The organism is Sphaerisporangium sp. NPDC088356, assembly GCF_040685555.1.
GTDB lineage: Bacteria > Actinomycetota > Actinomycetes > Streptosporangiales > Streptosporangiaceae > Sphaerisporangium.
On record NZ_JBFBIK010000014.1, the window covers coordinates 40,729 to 58,392 of the forward strand.

Annotated in this window: 19 protein-coding genes; 13 read left to right on the forward strand and 6 right to left on the reverse strand. The window is 70.2% G+C overall.

Annotated features, from left to right (window positions below; genetic code table 11):
* Window positions 1–120: 120 nt before the first annotated feature.
* The 8 genes from AB0O34_RS08185 (at window position 121) to AB0O34_RS08220 (ending at window position 8,178) form a co-directional block, all read left to right on the forward strand.
* Window positions 121–747, forward strand: a complete 627-nt coding sequence (locus AB0O34_RS08185) for an MFS transporter (protein WP_363913964.1) — start codon at window positions 121–123, stop codon at window positions 745–747.
* Window positions 748–850: 103 nt separating this feature from the next.
* The gene (locus tag AB0O34_RS08190; protein WP_363913966.1) at window positions 851–1,495 is read left to right on the forward strand and encodes a copper resistance protein CopC; all 645 of its coding nucleotides are present in this window, start codon (window positions 851–853) and stop codon (window positions 1,493–1,495) included.
* 330 nt (window positions 1,496–1,825) lie between these two features.
* Window positions 1,826–1,915 (forward strand): K(+)-transporting ATPase subunit F, encoded by a 90-nt coding sequence (gene kdpF, locus AB0O34_RS08195; protein WP_363913968.1) that lies wholly within the window; start codon window positions 1,826–1,828, stop codon window positions 1,913–1,915.
* Complete coding sequence (kdpA, locus tag AB0O34_RS08200; protein WP_363913970.1) at window positions 1,915–3,576, forward strand: potassium-transporting ATPase subunit KdpA; 1,662 nt, start codon at window positions 1,915–1,917, stop codon at window positions 3,574–3,576. The genes kdpF and kdpA overlap by 1 nt, the downstream gene beginning before the upstream one ends.
* Entirely contained in the window at window positions 3,576–5,723 is a 2,148-nt protein-coding gene (gene kdpB, locus AB0O34_RS08205; protein ID WP_363913975.1) for a potassium-transporting ATPase subunit KdpB, read from the forward strand. The genes kdpA and kdpB overlap by 1 nt, the downstream gene beginning before the upstream one ends.
* Window positions 5,724–6,602 carry a potassium-transporting ATPase subunit C gene (locus AB0O34_RS08210; RefSeq protein ID WP_363913977.1) on the forward strand — a complete coding sequence of 293 codons (879 nt, stop codon included), beginning with the start codon at window positions 5,724–5,726 and terminating at the stop codon, window positions 6,600–6,602.
* 99 nt (window positions 6,603–6,701) lie between these two features.
* Window positions 6,702–7,358 (forward strand): MFS transporter, encoded by a 657-nt coding sequence (locus tag AB0O34_RS08215; RefSeq protein ID WP_363913979.1) that lies wholly within the window; start codon window positions 6,702–6,704, stop codon window positions 7,356–7,358.
* Window positions 7,359–7,437: 79 nt separating this feature from the next.
* Complete coding sequence (locus tag AB0O34_RS08220; RefSeq protein ID WP_363913981.1) at window positions 7,438–8,178, forward strand: YcnI family protein; 741 nt, start codon at window positions 7,438–7,440, stop codon at window positions 8,176–8,178.
* A 22-nt stretch (window positions 8,179–8,200) separates the two neighbouring features.
* Here AB0O34_RS08220 and AB0O34_RS08225 read toward each other — a convergent pair whose 3' ends face one another.
* The 4 genes from AB0O34_RS08225 to AB0O34_RS08240 all read right to left on the reverse strand — a co-directional run bounded on the left by AB0O34_RS08225 (window position 8,201) and on the right by AB0O34_RS08240 (window position 10,181).
* Complete coding sequence (locus AB0O34_RS08225; protein WP_363914046.1) at window positions 8,201–8,470, reverse strand: MerR family transcriptional regulator; 270 nt, start codon at window positions 8,468–8,470, stop codon at window positions 8,201–8,203.
* A gap of 605 nt (window positions 8,471–9,075) precedes the next feature.
* Window positions 9,076–9,330 carry a hypothetical protein gene (locus AB0O34_RS08230; RefSeq protein WP_358547332.1) on the reverse strand — a complete coding sequence of 85 codons (255 nt, stop codon included), beginning with the start codon at window positions 9,328–9,330 and terminating at the stop codon, window positions 9,076–9,078.
* A 130-nt stretch (window positions 9,331–9,460) separates the two neighbouring features.
* The gene (locus AB0O34_RS08235; protein WP_363913984.1) at window positions 9,461–9,946 is read right to left on the reverse strand and encodes an SGNH/GDSL hydrolase family protein; all 486 of its coding nucleotides are present in this window, start codon (window positions 9,944–9,946) and stop codon (window positions 9,461–9,463) included.
* Window positions 9,933–10,181 carry a hypothetical protein gene (locus AB0O34_RS08240; RefSeq protein ID WP_363913986.1) on the reverse strand — a complete coding sequence of 83 codons (249 nt, stop codon included), beginning with the start codon at window positions 10,179–10,181 and terminating at the stop codon, window positions 9,933–9,935. The genes AB0O34_RS08235 and AB0O34_RS08240 overlap by 14 nt, the downstream gene beginning before the upstream one ends.
* 477 nt (window positions 10,182–10,658) lie before the next feature.
* Here AB0O34_RS08240 and AB0O34_RS08245 point away from each other — a divergent pair, with 477 nt between their 5' ends.
* Window positions 10,659–11,654 (forward strand): hypothetical protein, encoded by a 996-nt coding sequence (locus AB0O34_RS08245; protein WP_363913988.1) that lies wholly within the window; start codon window positions 10,659–10,661, stop codon window positions 11,652–11,654.
* 115 nt (window positions 11,655–11,769) lie between these two features.
* Here AB0O34_RS08245 and AB0O34_RS08250 read toward each other — a convergent pair whose 3' ends face one another.
* Together AB0O34_RS08250 and AB0O34_RS08255 are read right to left on the reverse strand one after the other, a co-directional pair.
* Entirely contained in the window at window positions 11,770–12,567 is a 798-nt protein-coding gene (locus AB0O34_RS08250; protein ID WP_363913990.1) for an IclR family transcriptional regulator C-terminal domain-containing protein, read from the reverse strand.
* Between the two features lie 172 nt (window positions 12,568–12,739).
* Window positions 12,740–14,188, reverse strand: coding sequence for an amidohydrolase family protein (locus AB0O34_RS08255; protein ID WP_363913992.1), 1,449 nt, complete (start codon window positions 14,186–14,188; stop codon window positions 12,740–12,742).
* A gap of 247 nt (window positions 14,189–14,435) precedes the next feature.
* Here AB0O34_RS08255 and AB0O34_RS08260 point away from each other — a divergent pair, with 247 nt between their 5' ends.
* The 4 genes from AB0O34_RS08260 to AB0O34_RS08275 are packed head-to-tail and all read left to right on the forward strand — an operon-like array spanning window position 14,436 to window position 17,655.
* Window positions 14,436–15,629, forward strand: a complete 1,194-nt coding sequence (locus AB0O34_RS08260; RefSeq protein ID WP_363913994.1) for a CoA transferase — start codon at window positions 14,436–14,438, stop codon at window positions 15,627–15,629.
* Window positions 15,616–16,443, forward strand: a complete 828-nt coding sequence (locus tag AB0O34_RS08265; protein ID WP_363913996.1) for a citryl-CoA lyase — start codon at window positions 15,616–15,618, stop codon at window positions 16,441–16,443. The genes AB0O34_RS08260 and AB0O34_RS08265 overlap by 14 nt, the downstream gene beginning before the upstream one ends.
* Complete coding sequence (locus AB0O34_RS08270; RefSeq protein WP_363913998.1) at window positions 16,436–17,299, forward strand: extradiol ring-cleavage dioxygenase; 864 nt, start codon at window positions 16,436–16,438, stop codon at window positions 17,297–17,299. Before AB0O34_RS08265 ends, AB0O34_RS08270 begins: the two co-directional genes overlap by 8 nt.
* Window positions 17,296–17,655: a hypothetical protein gene (locus AB0O34_RS08275; protein WP_363914000.1), complete on the forward strand. Its 360-nt coding sequence runs from the start codon at window positions 17,296–17,298 to the stop codon at window positions 17,653–17,655. The genes AB0O34_RS08270 and AB0O34_RS08275 overlap by 4 nt, the downstream gene beginning before the upstream one ends.
* Window positions 17,656–17,664 lie beyond the last annotated feature (9 nt).

Consider the following 17,664-nt stretch of genomic DNA (forward strand, 5'->3'; position numbering starts at 1 on the left):
TAAAAACGTCCACAGAACGGGGGGTACGGCCGCACCGGCCGTACCCCCCTCGCGCGCCCTTGAGACGACCCGCCTCGCGGGTCCGTACGTCGCTGACGCACGATCTTCCTTCGATCTTTCATGGCGTATGAGACGATTCAGAGCGTCATGCACGCCAATGTGCCCTTACGGTTCGCGCGGTCGACGGTCTTCGCGGTCGTCTGCGTGACGCTTGCCGCCGTGGCGCACTGGTTCGCGGGCGGTGCCGGGCCCGCGCCCGTGACCTTGCTGTCCGGCGGGCTGGCGATCATGACGATCACGGCGGTGCCGGCCGGGCGCGAACGCTCGCCCGTCACTGTGACCGGGCTCCTTCTCGCCGCCCAGGTGTTCCTGCACCACCTCCTCGGCCCGAGGAGCGCCGAGGGCCTGCCCTCCGCACCGCACATGCCTCACGGCATCGCGCATCTCCCCGGACTGCCGCAGGGGCACGGCCTCGGCGTGGACGCCGGCATGCTTCTGGCCCACCTCACCGCGACGCTGCTCACCGGATGGTGGCTTTCCCGTGGAGAGGCGGCGCTGTGGTCGGCCCTGCGTGGCGCCGGCGCGTACGCGGTGCGGCGCCTGGCCGTCCTCCTGAGGCCGGAGGTGGCCCCCGCGCCCCGCGTTCCGCCGAGGCGAGCGGAGACCGCCGTCCTTCCGCCTGCTCAAGGGCAGGTCCTGCGACACGCGGTCGTCAGGCGCGGGCCCCCGGTTCTCCTGGTTCCCTGAGTCCGCGCGCGCATGCGGCCACTTCTGTCAGGCCCGCGCGCTTCCCGCGTCCGGACAGGCGCATCCCGACGGGCCGCGCCTCCGGGTCACCTTGGAGTCCTCAGTGAGATTTCCCGTCATCCGAGCGCTGCTGGCGCTCTGCCTGTCCGGCGTGGTCGTCGGGCTGGCCGCCCCGCCCGCTCTGGCGCACGACAGCCTGAAGAGCAGTTCACCGGCCAAGGACTCGACCGTCTCGCGGCTCGACCAGATCGAGCTGGAGTTCAGCGCGCACGCCAGCTTCCCGGTGGTCGTCCTGCACGACGCCGCCGGACGGCGCTTCGAGTCCGGTCCTCCGCGTACTGACGGCTCGAAGGTCTTCGAGAGCGTCGCGGGCCCGCTCCCGCCCGGCGGCTACGTCATCGCCTGGCGCATCGTCTCCTCCGACGGCCATCCCGTGGAGGGAGAGATCCCGTTCACCGTCCAGGGCGCGCAGGGCGGAACGGGCGCGCCCTCGGGAGCGGCGCAACCTACCGGAGCGGCGGCGGGCGCGAGCGCCGCCCCGGCGCCGGCGCCCGCCGACACGGCGTCTCGGGCGGGTGTGCCCGTATGGGTCTGGGCCGGCCTCGGCGTGCTCGTGGTCGTCGGAGCGGCGGTTCTCCTCACCGGGCGCAGGTCGTCCCGGACGGACGGGGAAACACCGGCGCCGCAGCCGGATCCCACACCAGAGCCTGACGCCGCGCCCGAGCCGGACGGCGGGCGGAATGCCTGAGCGATTCTTTGGGATGGCGTGGACCGCTATCTCCAGAAGGACGCGGAACGTGGTCCCCACTTGGCGCGTACGCGGGCATGCCGGGAAGCGGGCGGACGGTCCGGCGTAGGGATCGCGTCAATAATCACCTTCGGGGCGTATGGAACCCGTCAAGACCCGCCAAGACCCTCAAATTACGCGATTTGCTGGCTATGAAGGCCGCCCGACCTGGGCGGCCGGAAGCTCGTTCGTCCGGATTTGAGGAGTGGGGATGGCTGACGTCATCTTCGTTGCCCTGACGATCGCGATATTCGTGATCATCGGGTTCGTCGTCAAGGCGGTGGAGCGCCTGTGAGCGCTGTCAACGCCGCCGGGCTGGTGGTCACCGTCGTCCTGGTGATCTTCATGGTCGCGGCCCTGCTGTTCCCGGAGCGCTTCTGATGTCGACCGCGACCGCGGGGATCCTGTTCATCGCGTCCCTCGTCGTCGCCCTGGTGCTGACGCACCGGCCGCTGGGCGACTACATGTACCGCGTCTACACCGGTGTGAGGCATCTGGGGGTGGAGCGGGTGATCTACCGGCTCGTCGGCGTCCAGCCGGACGCCGAACAGCGGTGGAGCGTGTACGCCCGCGGCGTGCTGGCCTTCTCGGCCGTCTCCATCCTGTTCCTGTACGCCTTCCAGCGCCTCCAGGACAAGCTCTTCCTGAACCTCGGCTTCGCCGCCGTCCCCGACCACATCGCGTGGAACACCGCCGTCAGCTTCGTCACCAACACCAACTGGCAGGCGTACTCCGGCGAGTCCACGATGGGCCACCTGGTGCAGATGGCCGGCCTGGCCGTGCAGAACTTCGTGTCGGCCGCCGTCGGCATGGCCGTCGCGATGGCGCTGGTCCGAGGGTTCGCCCGCAAGCAGACTGAGAACCTCGGCAACTTCTGGGTCGACCTGGTCAGGGGCACGGTGCGCATCCTGCTGCCGATCGCCTTCGTCGGCGCGATCGTCCTGGTGGCGGGCGGGCTGATCCAGAACTTCTCCGGCGTCCACGAGGTCGCGAGGCTCGCCGGGGGCACGCAGGGCATCACCGGCGGCCCCGTCGCCAGCCAGGAGATCATCAAGGAGCTGGGCAACAACGGCGGCGGGTTCTACAACACCAACTCCGCCCACCCCTTCGAGAACGCCGGCAGCTGGACGAACTGGGTCGAGATCTTCGCGATCCTCGTGCTGCCGTTCGCGCTGCCGCGCACGTTCGGCCGGATGGTGGGCGACAAGCGCCAAGGCTACGCGATCGTCGCGGTCATGGGCGTCCTGGCCTTCACCAGCGTCGCCGTGCTCACCGGGCTGGAGCTCGCGCACAACGGCACGGTCCCGCAGGCCGTCGGCGCCGCGATGGAGGGCAAGGACGTGAGGTTCGGCGTCGCCAACTCCGGCACCTTCGCCGCGGCCACGACGCTGACCTCCACCGGGGCCGTCAACTCCTTCCACGACTCGTTCACCGCGCTCGGCGGCATGGTGACGATGGTCAACATGATGCTGGGCGAGGTCGCGCCCGGCGGGGTTGGAGCAGGTCTGTACGGCATGCTCGTGCTCGCGGTGATCACCGTCTTCGTCGCCGGCCTCATGGTCGGCCGCACGCCCGAGTACCTCGGCAAGAAGATCGGCGCCCGCGAGATCAAGCTGGCGTCGCTGTACTTCCTGACCACACCGGTGCTCGTGCTCATTGGCACGGCCCTGGCCATGGGCTCGCCGGCACAGCGGGCGAGCATGCTGAACGGCGGGCCGCACGGCCTGTCGGAGGTGCTCTACGCCTTCACCAGTGCCTCCAACAACAACGGATCGGCCTTCGCCGGACTCACCGTGAACACCCCGTGGTACGACACCGTGCTCGGCCTTTGCATGGCGTTCGGACGCTTCCTGCCGATCGTCTTCGTGCTCGGCCTGGCGGGCTCGCTGGCCAGGCAGGCACCCGTGCCGGCGTCGGCCGGCACGCTGCCCACGCACCGGCCGCAGTTCGTCGGCATGGTCGTCGGCGTGACGATCATCCTCGTCGCGCTGACCTTTCTCCCCGCCCTGGCGCTCGGGCCGCTCGCGGAAGGAATCTCGTAATGGCAACCCCGGTGCGGAAGGCGCCGGGCCGTACACCCGCGCCCGACAAGAACGGCAAGGTGGGGGGCGGTCTGCTGGACCCCAAGCAGCTCGTCACCTCACTACCGGACGCGCTGCGCAAACTGAACCCCAAGTCGCTGTGGCGCAACCCGGTGATGTTCATCGTCGAGATCGGTGCGGTCTTCACGACCGTTCTCGCGATCACCAGCCCGTCGGTCTTCGCGTGGGCCATCGTGGTCTGGCTCTGGCTGACCGTCGTGTTCGCCAACCTCGCCGAGGCCGTGGCCGAGGGCCGGGGCAAGGCGCAGGCCGCCGCGCTCCGCGCCGCCAAGCGCGACACGATGGCACGCAGGCTCACGGGCTGGAAGCCGGGCCAGAACGCCGTCTCGTGGGACACCGTGGGCGCCCCCGAGCTCAGGCAGGGCGACTTCGTGGTCGTCGAGGTGGGAGAGATCATCCCGGGCGACGGCGACGTGGTGGAGGGCATCGCCAGTGTGGACGAGTCCGCCATCACCGGCGAGTCAGCACCGGTCATCCGCGAGTCGGGCGGCGACAGGTCGGCGGTCACCGGCGGCACCAAGGTGCTGTCTGACCGGATCGTCGTGCGGATCACGCAGAGGCCGGGCGAGAGCTTCATCGACCGGATGATCGCTCTGGTCGAGGGCGCCAACCGGCAGAAGACCCCCAACGAGATCGCGCTCAACATCCTGCTCGCCGCGCTGACGATCATCTTCCTCGTCGCCACGGCGACCATGCAGCCGCTGGCCGTCTACTCCAAGGCCGTGAACCCGGGCATCCCCGACTCGCTCGCCCTGACCGGGAACGGCGTCACCGGCATCGTGCTGGTCTCGCTACTGGTCTGCCTCATCCCGACGACGATCGGCGCGCTGCTGTCGGCCATCGGCATCGCGGGCATGGACCGGCTCGTCCAGCGCAACGTCCTCGCGATGAGCGGCCGCGCGGTCGAGGCCGCGGGCGACGTCAGCACCCTGCTGCTGGACAAGACCGGCACCATCACGCTCGGCAACCGGCAGGCGTCGGAGTTCGCGCCGGTGCCCGGCGTCACCTCCGACGAACTGGCCGCCGCCGCCCAGCTGGCGAGCCTGGCCGACGAGACCCCCGAGGGCCGTTCCATCGTGGTCTACGCGAAGCAGGCGTACGGCCTGCGGGAGCGCAAGCCGGGGGAGCTGGCCCACGCCGAGTGGATACCGTTCACCGCCCAGACCCGCATGTCGGGCGTGAACGTGGACGGCCGCCACGTGCGCAAGGGGGCCGCCACGGCGGTCATGAAGTGGGTGCGCGACCACGGCGGCCACCCGACCGATGAGGTCGGCGACCTGGTGGACGGCATCTCCGCCTCGGGCGGGACGCCGCTGGTGGTCGGCGAGGTGCTCGAAGGGAAGGCGCGCGTGCTCGGGGTGATCCACCTCAAGGACGTGGTCAAGCAGGGCATGCGCGAGCGGTTCGCCGAGATGCGCAAGATGGGCATCCGTACCGTGATGATCACCGGGGACAACCCGCTGACGGCCAGGGCCATCGCGGACGAGGCGGGGGTCGACGACTTCCTGGCCGAGGCGACCCCCGAGGACAAGCTGACCCTGATCCGCGAGGAGCAGCGGGGCGGCCGGCTGGTCGCCATGACCGGCGACGGCACGAACGACGCTCCCGCGCTCGCCCAGGCCGACGTCGGGGTGGCGATGAACACCGGGACCTCGGCCGCGAAGGAGGCCGGGAACATGGTCGACCTCGACTCCAACCCCACCAAGCTGATCGAGATCGTCGAGATCGGCAAGCAACTCCTGATCACCCGGGGGGCGCTGACGACGTTCTCGATCGCGAACGACATCGCCAAGTACTTCGCGATCATCCCGGCCATGTTCGCCGCCGTGTATCCGGGCCTCGACGCGCTCAACGTCATGCGCCTGGCCAGCCCGCAGTCGGCGATCCTGTCGGCGGTGATCTTCAACGCCGTCATCATCGTCGCGCTGATCCCGCTGGCGCTGCGCGGCGTCAGGTATCGCCCCTCGATCGCCTCCAAGCTGCTCAGCCGCAACCTCTATGTCTACGGCCTCGGCGGCATCGTCGTCCCGTTCATCGGGATCAAGGCCATCGATCTCGTCGTCTGCTTTCTTCCGGGGATGTCATAAATGGAACGCCTGCCAAGCTGGATCCGCCAGCACCTGGCCGCGCTGCGCGCGCTGCTCGTGCTCACCGTGGTCACCGGGGCCGTCTACCCGCTCGTGGTCACCGGGATCGCCCAGGCCGTGTTCAACGGCAGTGCCAACGGCTCGCTCGTGCGGAAGGAGGGCAAGGACACGGGCAGCTCCCTCGTCGGCCAGAGCTTCACCGACGCCTCCGGCACCCCGGTCAGGAAGTACTTCCAGAGCCGCCCCTCAGCGGCCGGCGACGGGTACGACATGACGTCCACCGCCGCCGGCAACCTCGGCCCCGAGGACATCGTGGACACCCTCCCGGTGCCCGGAGCCAAGGACGCGGCGGGCGAGCCCGACACCGGCAAGCGGAGCCTGCTCACCCAGGTCTGCGCCCGTAGCAAGGCGATCGGCGAGCTGGAGGGCGTCAGCGGCGCGCGGCCGTACTGCACGGCCGGCGGGGTCGGCGCGGTGCTGAAGGTCTTCCCGGCCGTCGGCACGCCGGCCCGCGCCGTCAGCGTCAACCAGGCCTGCCCGGCGGCGCCCTTCGTCGCCGAGTACAGGGGCGTGAAGGTCGAGTGCGCCAACCCCGGCGAGGACTACGCGGGCGGCCGTACGGTCGCGGTGCGGGGCTCGGCGAAGGCCGTCGTGCCGCCCGACGCGGTCACCGCCAGCGGCTCCGGCCTCGACCCGGACATCTCGGTCGCCTACGCCCGCCTGCAGGCCAACCGCGTCGCCAAGGAGCGCGGACTCACACCGGCCCAGGTGGGGACGCTGATCGACGAGAACACCACGGGCCGGAGCCTCGGGTTCATGGGTGAACCCGGGGTGAACGTCCTCCAGCTCAACCTGGCCCTCGATCGGCTCAAGGGATAGGGCGATGGGCGGAGCGCGCGGCCGGTTCGCCGCCGAGGCCGGGGACCTCCTCCGGGCTCCCGAGGACGATCGCAGCCGGTTTCCACTGACCGGATTTCGGTGGACTATGAGACGATGCGAGGCGTCATGCACGCCAATCTGCCTTTACGGCTTGCGCGGTCGGCGGTCTTCGCCGTGGTGTGCTTGACGCTTGCCTCGGTGGCGCACCGGTTCGCGGGCGGGGGCGGGCCCACGTCGCAGGCGCTGCTGTCCGGTGGGCTGGTCGTCATGACGGTCACGGCCGCGCTTGCCGGGCGAGAACGCTCGCCGGTGACCGTGACCGGGCTCCTTCTCCTCGCCCAGGCGTTTCTGCACCGGCTGCTCGGTACGGCCGGCGCGCCCGTCAGCCCGCCGTCCCATGGACATGGCCCGGGCGAGACACCGCTCGGCCACGGTCCGGGTGTGAGCGCGGGCTTACCGCTGGGTCACGGGCTGGGCGTGAGCGCGGGCATGCTCCTCGCCCACCTCACCGCCGCGCTGCTCACCGGCTGGTGGGTCTCTCGGGGCGACGCGGTGCTGTGGTCGGTCCTGCGGAGGGCCGGCGCCTACGCGACGCGGCGCCTCACGGTGCTTCTCCACCTCCTGCGGCAGGACGTCACCCCCACACCTCCTGGCGTGCCGTTCGGGCGCGCCGAGGAGGCCATCCGTCCCGTGTGCGACCGCGTTCTGCGGCACGCGGTCGTCCGGCGCGGTCCTCCGGTTCTCCCTGTCCTCTGAGTCCCCTCGCGCGCGCAGGTACGCATCTCGTACCGCTCGCGCCTCTTCGGCATTCACGTAGACAATCGGAGAATCCCCCATGGCACTGACCGCCATCCGCCGTCGCGCCGTCACCGTCACCGCCGGTGCGCTCGCCCTCACCTTCGGCCTGGCCCTGCCCGCGCTCGCCCACGTCACGATCAATCCCGGCACCGCGGAGAAGGGGGCCTGGACCAAGATCGGCTTCCGCGTTCCCAACGAGCGGGACAAGGCCAGGACGACCAGGCTCGAAGTCCAGTTCCCCATAGATCACCCGCTTCCCTTCGTCTCGGTCAGGCCGGTTCCCGGCTGGGACGTGAAGCTCACCAAGGGCAAGCTGCCCAAGCCCGTGGTCTCCGACGACGGGGACAAGGTCACCGAGTCCGTACTCAAGATCACCTGGACGGGCGGGAAGATCGAGCCGGGGCAGTTCCAGGAGTTCGAGGTCTCGGTCGGCCCGCTGCCCAAGGACGTGGACGAGCTGACCTTCCCCACCATCCAGACCTACTCGGGCGGTGAGGTCGTCAAGTGGGCCGACGCGCCCAAGGCCGACGGGTCCGAGCCCGAACACCCGGCCCCGGTCCTCAAGCTGGTGGCCCCCACCGAGGATGGCGGCCACTCGGACACGGCCGCCGCCACGCCGCCGGCCGCCGCTCTCTCGGTGACCCCGATCGCGGAGGCCTCGTCGGGCACGCCCGGCGACTCCGACGGTACGGCCAGGCTGCTGGGCGGCTTGGGCATCGTGGTCGGCCTGCTCGGGGCCGTGATCGGCGTGGTCGGACTGCGGCGCTCGCGCGGCTAGAGCTCGCGGCGGGCGAGACGGGTCACGTGCTCGGGTGCTCGCGAGCCCGCTGCATCTCGGCGTTGATGCGCAGGGCCTCGGCGAGCTGGTCCTCCAGGATGATGATGCGGCAGGCGGAGTCCAGCGCCGTACCTTGGTCGATCAGTTCCCGGGCCCTCGCGGCCAGGCGCAGTTGGTAGCGGGAGTAGCGGCGGTGGCCGCCCTCGGAGCGCTGCGGTGTGATCAGCCTGGCGGTGTCCAGGCTGCGCAGGAACGCCGGCGTGACGCCGAGGATCTCCGCGGCGCGGCCCATGCTGTACGCCGGGTAGTCGTCATCGTCGAACTTGTCGTCGTGGCTGCCGTCGGATGTGTCGCCGGCCGAGGCCGGCTGCGTTTGCTCCACTAAACCTTCCGGAACGCGAACAGGGGCCCCGGTGCCGAAGTGCACCGGGGCCCAACGAGGTTCAACACCATCTACCGGCCATTCGGCCGGCTTGTCGTTTCCGCGTCAGCCGCCCTGTGGGGGCGGGGACGCGGGGATCGCTTGTACGTGACCGTAGACCACCTTCCCATCCGTGGAGCTGCGGCACCCGTGCGGCGGAACTCAGCCGGCGACGGGCGATCCCGATGGCGCCCAACACTCCCTTCTGCTTCTTTACCGTCATTTCAAACGTCGGGCGGCCCCTCTGGCCGCCCAGGCGGCGGATCCACGGCCCGAGCCCTTCCACTGCACCGGCCCCGGCACGTCCGATCTGCGCCATTCCATTCATCCAGGCAGTTCGTCTCTGCCTCGGCTCGTGGACTTGTCCTTAGCGATGACAGGAACTCTATCCTCGATGCCGCTCAATGTCTACATCAAGCACTGCAGAATTTAGGAGCACCCCACAGAAGGTTCATGGTCGGGGAACCGGCCATGGCTCACCGGGCCGGATCGTCTCGGTCACGCCAGGGCCGGCTCGCGCGCGCGGCCACCTGGACCTGTCGCATGTGCGCGTCGAAAGCCGCGAGGACGTCGTCGATGGTCATGTTCGGTGTGGTCCACTCGCCGCACGAGCACGCCCCGAACGAGAAGGGCGCCAGCCGCTCGATGGCGGTCAGGTCGTCGTACTCCTGCAGCTGGTGGGCATCGCGGTCAACCAGCGGGTCGAGCCTCCAGTGCGGCATGCCGCTCATCACCAATCTCCTGTCCGGCCCGGCAGCGAGGCCGGCCAGGCGTCGGGTACGTCTGGCGCAGGCCCTTCCACCCTGATTTTGCAGCGTGTGGCTCCAGGTTGATACAAGCCGCTTGCGGGCGCCGCCGGTGTCACCTCGCCGGTCGCGGCGAGTCGCGGAGCCCGGCCGCGGTCGCGCCGGTCAGGCCGTTCACCTCTTCGGACGTGAGCTCGCCGCCGCGTCCGTACTCGGCGCCGCACTCCGATCGCGGCGGCTCCGCTGACACCGGTTCAGCTGAAAGGCTGGAGCTGGGGGCGTTTGGCGGTGCGGCCGTCACCGGACGATCGCCCTCGTATTCGCCGGACGACCCAGGGGCCGCCGAACGAGGTGATCCAGCGCAGTTCGCGATAGACGGCCCGTGGGAGCCGGTGGGGCGGTGAGACGGGCAGCGCCCGGGTCCAGGAGTCGTCGCTGCCGGGGAGACCGAGAGAAGGCCGGGGTTGGCCGCCGCGAGCCGCTGGGCGAGCCGGTCGGCCCAGCCCCGGTGGCCGAGCAGGTCGTCGCCGTCGCCGATGCCCTCGGTCTGGCTGTCGCCGAGCGCCACGTAGCGGAGATGGCCGCGTTCAGGCATGGTCATGGCCCTTTCTGGATGCGGCGCGCTCGCGCAGCAGCTGGGCGGTCTCGTGGCACCAGTCGCGGTTCTCCCGCTCGAATCGCAGGCCGCGCAGGCAGGTGAGGTAGGGGCCTATCCGGTCGCCGTGGCGCAGGAAGGCGTTCTCGTCGAGGTCGCCGCGCAGGCGCCGCAAGGTCTTCTCGAAGATCTCGATCTTGGCGGCGGCCGCCGCCTCGCGGTCGCTGAGACGGTCGAGCACGGTCTCGACGGGCAGATCGTCGACCGCCTGGACGAGGACGAGCAGGTCCTCGCGGATGAAGGTGGGTTTGGACCCGGCCTCGGCGAACCGCTCCAGCTCGGCGAGGCCGGCCTCGGTGACGGTGAACAGCCGTTTGTTGGGCCGGTCGTGCTGGATGACCTGGCGACCGGTGATCAGCCCTTCCCGCTCAAGCTTGGTCAGTGCCTACCTCACCAAGGTGAGACCGCGCCCGTCTCGACGTGAGCGGCCAAGTCAGATTTGTCCCCCGTCAGCCGTTCCATGGCGCCGGCGAGTCCCATAGGTCCGGCTCCGGCATCGCGTTGTCACCATCAACCGGTGTCGCCGGCCGGCCGTACCGGCTCCCGTTGGGGCCGAAAGTCCCGCCGCGTCGGGACTTTCATCGCTGACCATGCGCGACGCCAGCGGGCACGCTTGCTGTGGGGCAGTACCGGAGCGAAGCGTGGAACGGGAAAGGCAATGAACGCTCACACAGCCGGCGAGATCTCCGGCACGTTGCGCACCGCCGTCGAGGCGGCCGTCTGGGCGCCTTCGACGCACAACACCCAGCCGTGGTCCTTCGCCGTCTCCGGGAACGAGATCAGCCTGCGTGCGGACCCGGACAGGAAGCTGCGCCTCGCCGACACGACCGGCCGCCAGATGCTGATCAGCTGCGGCGCGGCGCTCTTCAACGTACGGATCGCCCTTCGCGCGCTCGGCTATGAGCCTGAGGTACGGCGGTTTCCCGATCCCGACCGCTCTCTGCTGCTGGCCACGATCCGGGCACGACGGGGCGTGGAGGCCGACGAGCAAACCATGTCGTTGTACGGGGAGATCGAGCGGCGCCGCACGCATCGCGCCGGGTTCACCACCGCGCGGGTCAGGGAGCAGGTGACAGAGATGCTGATGGCTCAGGCGAGCACCGAGGGGGCCCGCCTGATGCCCGTCCGGTCGCAGGTCGAGGCGCGCGTGCTGGCCGCGCTCACCAGCGCCGCCCAGGACGTCCAGTCCCAGGACCGCATGATCGGCCTGGAGTTGATCCGCTGGGCCCGGCCTCCGGGCAGCACCCGCAGGGACGGCGTGCCTGCCCACAGCTACCCGCTCACGCAAAGACGCACATATCCACAGCATTTCGCCCAACGGGACTACGCCTGGGGCCACTCCTGGGGCAGCGAGACCGAACAGCGCAGGTCCACGGCCACCGGGCTGGTGGCCGTGCTCACCACGCGGGCCGACACCCGGCACGATTGGCTGGCCGCGGGTGAGGCGTTGCAGCGCACCCTGCTCCGCGCCTCCGCCTGTGGGCTCAGCGCGGCCTTCCACACCCAGGCGCTGGAGATGCCGGAACTGCGGGAGTTCATCCGAAACCACCTGTGCTCCGGCGAGCACCCACAAATGATCATGAGGCTGGGCTTCGTACGAGACGGGACGGGAAGCGTCCGCCGCCCGTGTTCGGAGGTGCTGGAGGAGCGCTGAACCTCCAGGGCGTGTTCTCGCGGCCTACGACCGCGCCTTCCGATCACTCAACCATCCGGAGGCCTACGTCAAGATCACCGCCGCGAGCGCCTGTTTCAGGAGTACGGCCACCGCTTCATGCGGTGGCCTGGGGGACCGCTTCGTACAGGGCCCAGTCGGCGCTGATCGCGCCGGCGGCCTGCAGCAGCAGCGGCAGGTGTTCGTCCCTCAGCCGCTCCACGGACGTCTCGGCGGCGTGCGCGTTGACGTTCACCGCCGCGATGACGTTGCCCAGCCCGTCGCGCAGCGGAGCAGCCACGGACCTGATGCCCAGGGCGAGCTGTTCGTCGGTCAGCGCCCATCCCTTGGCGCGCACCACGCGCAGCGCCGCCTCTCGGTCTTCGGGAGTGGGCCGCCACCGCGGCTCGATGCCGGAACGGCTCGGCTCGGCGACGACGCGCTCCACCTCAGACGGCGGCAAGGCGGCCAGCAGCACCTTTCCGAGGGAAGTCTGCAGCGCGGGGAAACGCGTGCCGATCTGCACCGACAGCGTTACGATCTTCGGTACGGCGACCCGGGCGACGTACACGATGTCGGACCCGTCGAGCTGCGCGATGGACGACGACTCTCCCGTACGCGCCACCAGCCACTGCAGGTGTGGCCTGGCCACCTCCCACAGCCCCATCGAGCGCACGTAGGAAAGGCCCAGTTCGAGCACGCGGGGAGTGAGCGCGAAGCCGCTCTGCTCGGCCCTGGCGTACCCCAGCTCCTGCAGTGTCAGCAGGATGCGACGCGCCGTCGGGCGGGCCAGGCCGGCGGCGGTCGCCACCTCGGTCAGGGACATGACGGGGCGCCCGGGCCGGAACACCCTGATCACATCGAGGCCACGGGCCAGGGCCTCGATGAAGTCGGGTCCGGTGTCACCACGTGCCATGAGCGCCTCCCTCGCCTCGATCCGCCGATCCGACTCTAGCGCCCGCGAGCAGTCCTTCTGTCCGCACAGCGGCGGGCTCGCGATGTGATGTTCAGCCTGTTGATCCGCCCTTCCTGGCTATATCGGCGCCTGCGGCGCCAGTGCTGACCGCTCATCGGACATTCGTCCGCCCTTACTGGGCGTGCGTCGCCGAACTGCGGTAGTCGGTGTACGTGTAGGGGTTGTCGAGGATCTTGGTCTCGGGAATGTCGGGGTTCATCCCCTTCTGCCATGCCTCCTCGCCCATCGTCGACCGCAGGTGCTCGATCGTCCGCTCGATTTCGCGGCGGGCCGCGGCGAGGTCGACGCCGACCAGCCGGTGGTCGTGCTTCACCACCCGGCCGTTCACGAGCACGGTGTGAACGTCCCCGCGCTGGGCCTGGAACGCGACGTGGCCGAAGGGGTTGAGCAGCGGGAACGAGACCGGCGAGGCGTCGTTCTTGATAAGGACGAGGTCGGCCTTCCTGCCGGGCTCGATCCTGCCGAGGTCGTGGTCGCGGCCGATGGCACGGGCTCCGCCGCGGGTGGCCCATTCGACGACCTGGTCGGCGCGCAGGCTGCAGTGGGTGATGGTGTCGCCCTTGGCGTGCGCCTGCATGTGCTCGCGGGAGCGGTCGGCGCCGAGCGTGGTGCGCATGGCGGAGAACAGGTCGCCGCTCCACCACACGCTGGTGTCCATCGAGAGCGACACCGGGATGTCGTGGGCGCGGATGGCCCAGGTGGGCGGGTAGCCCTGACCGGCGCTCTGCTCGCTCTCGGTCGAGACGGAGATGGATCCGCCCGTGGCGGCGATGCGGTGGTAGGAGTCGGCCGACAGCGACGCGGCGTGCACGTACACCGTCTCGGGGGTCATGAAGCCGTGGTCGTGCATGAGGCGGATGCCGTCGTCGCTGGTCGCGCCCCAGACGCCGGCGTGGGTGGTGACCGCGACGCCGAGCTCGCGCGCCACCTCGAAGGCGGGCTTCTCAGGGAAGGCCGGGTCGCCGGTGACGTCGAACGCGATCTGGAAGCCCAGCATGTCGTCCCCGGTGATCCGCCGGCGCACGAAGTCGCGGAACTCCGGCGTGCCGGTCCACTCCGCGGGCGGCTGCTGGATGTTGCCGTACGCCAGCACGAACCGGCCGGGCACCGACCGCAGCGCGTCGACGGCCGCGTCGGCGTGGTCGACGGTCCGCAGTCCGTGCGACCAGTCGACGACGGTCGTGACGCCGGCGTCGAGGGCCTCGATCGCGGCGAGCAGGTTGCCCGCGTGCACGTCCTCGGGCCGGAACAGCTTTCCGTACTCCAGGTAGTACCAGACGAAGTACTGCGTCAGGGTCCAGTCGGCGCCGTAGCCGCGCATGGCGGTCTGCCACATGTGCCGGTGAGTGTCGATCATGCCGGGCATGACGATGCCGTCGCTCGCGTCGATCTCGATCGTGCCGTCCGGAACCGGCAGCTCAGGCCCGAGCGCGGCGATCCGCTCCCCGGTGACGAGGACGTCGGTACGGGTGAGGACGCTGTGACCGTCGTCCATCGGCAGGACGGTGCCGCCTCGCAGCACCACCGGTCGTCCGGATTCGAGCTCGGTCCACTCGTTCATCGCTGGCTCCTCACCGTGCGCCGGCCGTTGACGGCTGTTCGCCGGACAATTGTCCGCTAGGCGGTTATCCTTCTTCGGAGCTACTGTGATGACGTGCCATCCGCATGTCAAGAGCGATGTTCTGGTCACCGCTTCCAGGCCACAAAGGCGACCTCTTGACCGACGCAGTAGAAATCCCCCAAAATCGCCAGTGCGGACAATTGTCCGGCAAACGGACGAATGTGGAACGTGGGGAGGTCGGGGCCGGATGACGGAGAGCACGGCAGTGGACGGGCCCGCCGAGAGCGGGCCACTGTCCGGCGTGCTGGTGGCCGACTTCTCCCGGGTCCTGGCAGGCCCGTACGCCACGATGCTGCTGGCGGACATGGGCGCCCAGGTCATCAAGGTCGAGGGGCCCAAGGGGGACGACACCCGCACCTGGATGCCGCCGGTGCGCGACGAGGCGTCGACCTACTACCTCGGCGTCAACCGGGGGAAGCAGTCGATCGCACTCGATCTACGCGACGAGGCCGACGCGGAGGTGGCAAGGGAGCTCGCCCGCCGCGCCGACGTGCTGGTGGAGAACTTCAAGCCGGGCGGCCTCGCGAAGTACGGGCTCGACTTCGCGTCCGTCACGGCCGCCAACCCCGGCGTCGTGTACGCGTCGATCACCGGGTTCGGCTCCGGCGCCGGAAGCGACGTGCCCGGCTATGACCTCATGGTGCAGGCCATGTCCGGCCTGATGAGCCTCACCGGGGACCCGGAAGGCCCGCCGTACCGGGCCGGGATCTCGGTCTTCGACGTGATGGCCGGCAACCACGCGCTCGTCGGGATCCTCGCCGCCCTGCGGCACCGCGACGCCACCGGCCAGGGCCAGCACGTCGAGGTCAACCTGCTGTCGTCGGCGCTCACCGGGCTGGTCAACCACAGCTCCGCCTACGTCGCCGGTGGGGTCGTGCCGTTCCGCATGGGCAACGCGCATCCAAGCGTGTTCCCCTACGAGCCGCTCCCCACCGCGGACAACGACCTCATCGTGGCCGCCGGCAACGACGCGCAGTTCCGCAGGCTCTGCGAGGTGCTCGGCATCCCCCAGGTCGCGGACGACCCGCGGTTCGCCCTCAACGCCGACCGCACGGCACGACGTGCGGAGCTGCGGCCCATCCTCGTGGAACGGCTCGCCACGCGCGGCGCGGTGGAGTGGTTCGAGCTGCTGCTCAAGGCCGGCGTGCCCAGCGGGCCGATCAACACCATCGACGGCGGGTTCGCGATGGCCGAGCGGTTCGGGCTCGACCCGATCGTGGAGGTCGGCGAGGGCGACCGCGCGGTCCCGACCACGCGCCACCCCATCCGGTTCTCGGCGACCCCCGTCGGCTACCGGCTGCCGCCGCCCGAGCTGGACGAGCACGGCGCGCGGCTGCGTGAATGGCTGACCGGCCCACCGAAGGAGGATGGCGGTGCCTGAGTACCCCACCGCGCTGGGGGCGTCCTCGCCGACGTCGATCACCCTGCTCGGCCACGACCTGGCAGAGGACGTGATGGGCAAGGTCGGGTTCGGAGAGCTGGCCTTCTGGCTGGCGGCCCAGCGGCGGCCCACGTCCGGGGAGACCCGCGTGTTCGAGGCCGTCCTCGCCGCGCTGGCCGACCACGGCTTCACCCCCACCGCGATCGTGACCCGGCTGACCTACCTGTCGGCGCCCGACTCCATCCAGGGCGCGCTCGCGGCCGGGCTGCTCGGCGGCGGATCCCGCTTCCTCGGCGTGACCGAGGACTGCGGCCGGTTCCTGCACGACGTGCTGACCTCGCTCGACGAGGCGCCGCCCGCCGACGACGCCGGCTGGGACGCGCTCGCCCTGGAGACCGTACGGCGGCAGCGGGAGGCGAAGCGGTTCATCCCCGGCCTCGGGCACCACGTGCACAAGGAGGGCGACCCCCGCACGCCGCGGCTCATGGGGATCGCCGCCGAGGAGGGCCTCTTCGGACCGCACCTGTCGCTGTTCGCCGCCATCGGCCGTGTCCATCCGCGGGTGCTCGGCCGGACGCTGCCGCTCAACGGGGCCGGCGTCTGCGGCGCCGCGCTCGCCGACCTGGGCCTGCCGCTGGAGCTGCTGCGCGGCTTCGCCCTCCTCGCCCGTACGGCGGGGCTGATCGGCCAGCTCGCCGAGGAGCTGCGCCGTCCCGTGGCCAACGAGATCTTCCTGTCGGTGGACCTCAACAACCGCTCCGTACCGCCCGAGCCGTACACCCCCGCCTTCGACACTGGAGGTTCGCATGGCTGAACTGGTCGCGGTCATCGCGTCCACCCACCACCCGTTCTACTACCGCGCCAGCACCTCCACCGGAGACGACCGTCCCCCCTTCGCGGACGAGTGGGTGCGCAAGGTGGAGGCGTTCCGCGAGACGCTGACGAAGGCGCGGCCGGACGTGCTGGTCATGGTCGGCTCCGACCACTTCCACCAGCTCTGGCTGGACAACATGCCGCAGTTCCTCATCGGCAAGGCCCCGTTCTACGACGCGAACTTCTACAACGAGGAGCGCGAGTTCGGCCTGCCGCGGATGCTGATGACGGGCCAGGAGGACCTGTCGGGCTACCTGTTGCGGGAAGGCCTGGACGCCGGCTTCGACCTCGCCTTCTCCAACGAACTGCGGATCGACCACTCGATCACCTGCCCGATCATCACCCTGCGCCCGCAGAACGACCTGCCGATCGTGCCGATCTACACCAACATCTTCGCCCCGCCCCTCCCGCGGCCGAAGCGCTTCGTGCAACTCGGGCGCACCATCCGCGAGCTGGTCGAGTCGTGGCCGGCGGACAAGCGGGTCGCGGTCATCGGCACCGGGCACCTGTCGCTGGAGCTCGGCGGGCCGCGCCAGTTCGGCCCGCACGGGCCCGACCCCGAGTTCGACCGCAAGGCCGTCGAGTGGATCTCGTCCGGTGACCTGGAGGGCTGCCTCGCCGAGGTCACCCTCGACAGCCTGCACCTGCCCGGCAACGCCACCCACGGCTTCATGGACTTCATGCTGATGATGGGCGTGGCGGGCGAGGGCCGCAAAGCCGACTACGTGGACACCTACGACCTGTTCCACACCATGGAGGCCTACTTCACCTGGTACCCCAACGGAGGCCCGGCGTGAGCAAGTACCTGCTGAACAAGTTCCTGTTCACCGTCGACCGCGACCCCGAGCTCGTCCAGCGCTACCGGGAGGAGCCGAGGGCGACCGTGGAGATGTGGGAGGCGGGGTACGCCAACCGCATCCTCAACTGCCACGACGGTGAGTCGTCCACCTGGCTGCGGTTCGACGACGTCGAGCGCGAGGCCCTGGCGACGCACGACTACCCGAAGCTGTTCGACCTGGGCGCGCACCCGTTCCTCACGCTCACGCTGTTCATCGCCATGTTCGAGCGCGACCACGGGCCGATGGGCTTCCAGCTGGAGTACGCCCGGCGGCTCGCGCACGCGACCCTGCCCTACCCCGACATCGCCACCTGACCGCCTGCG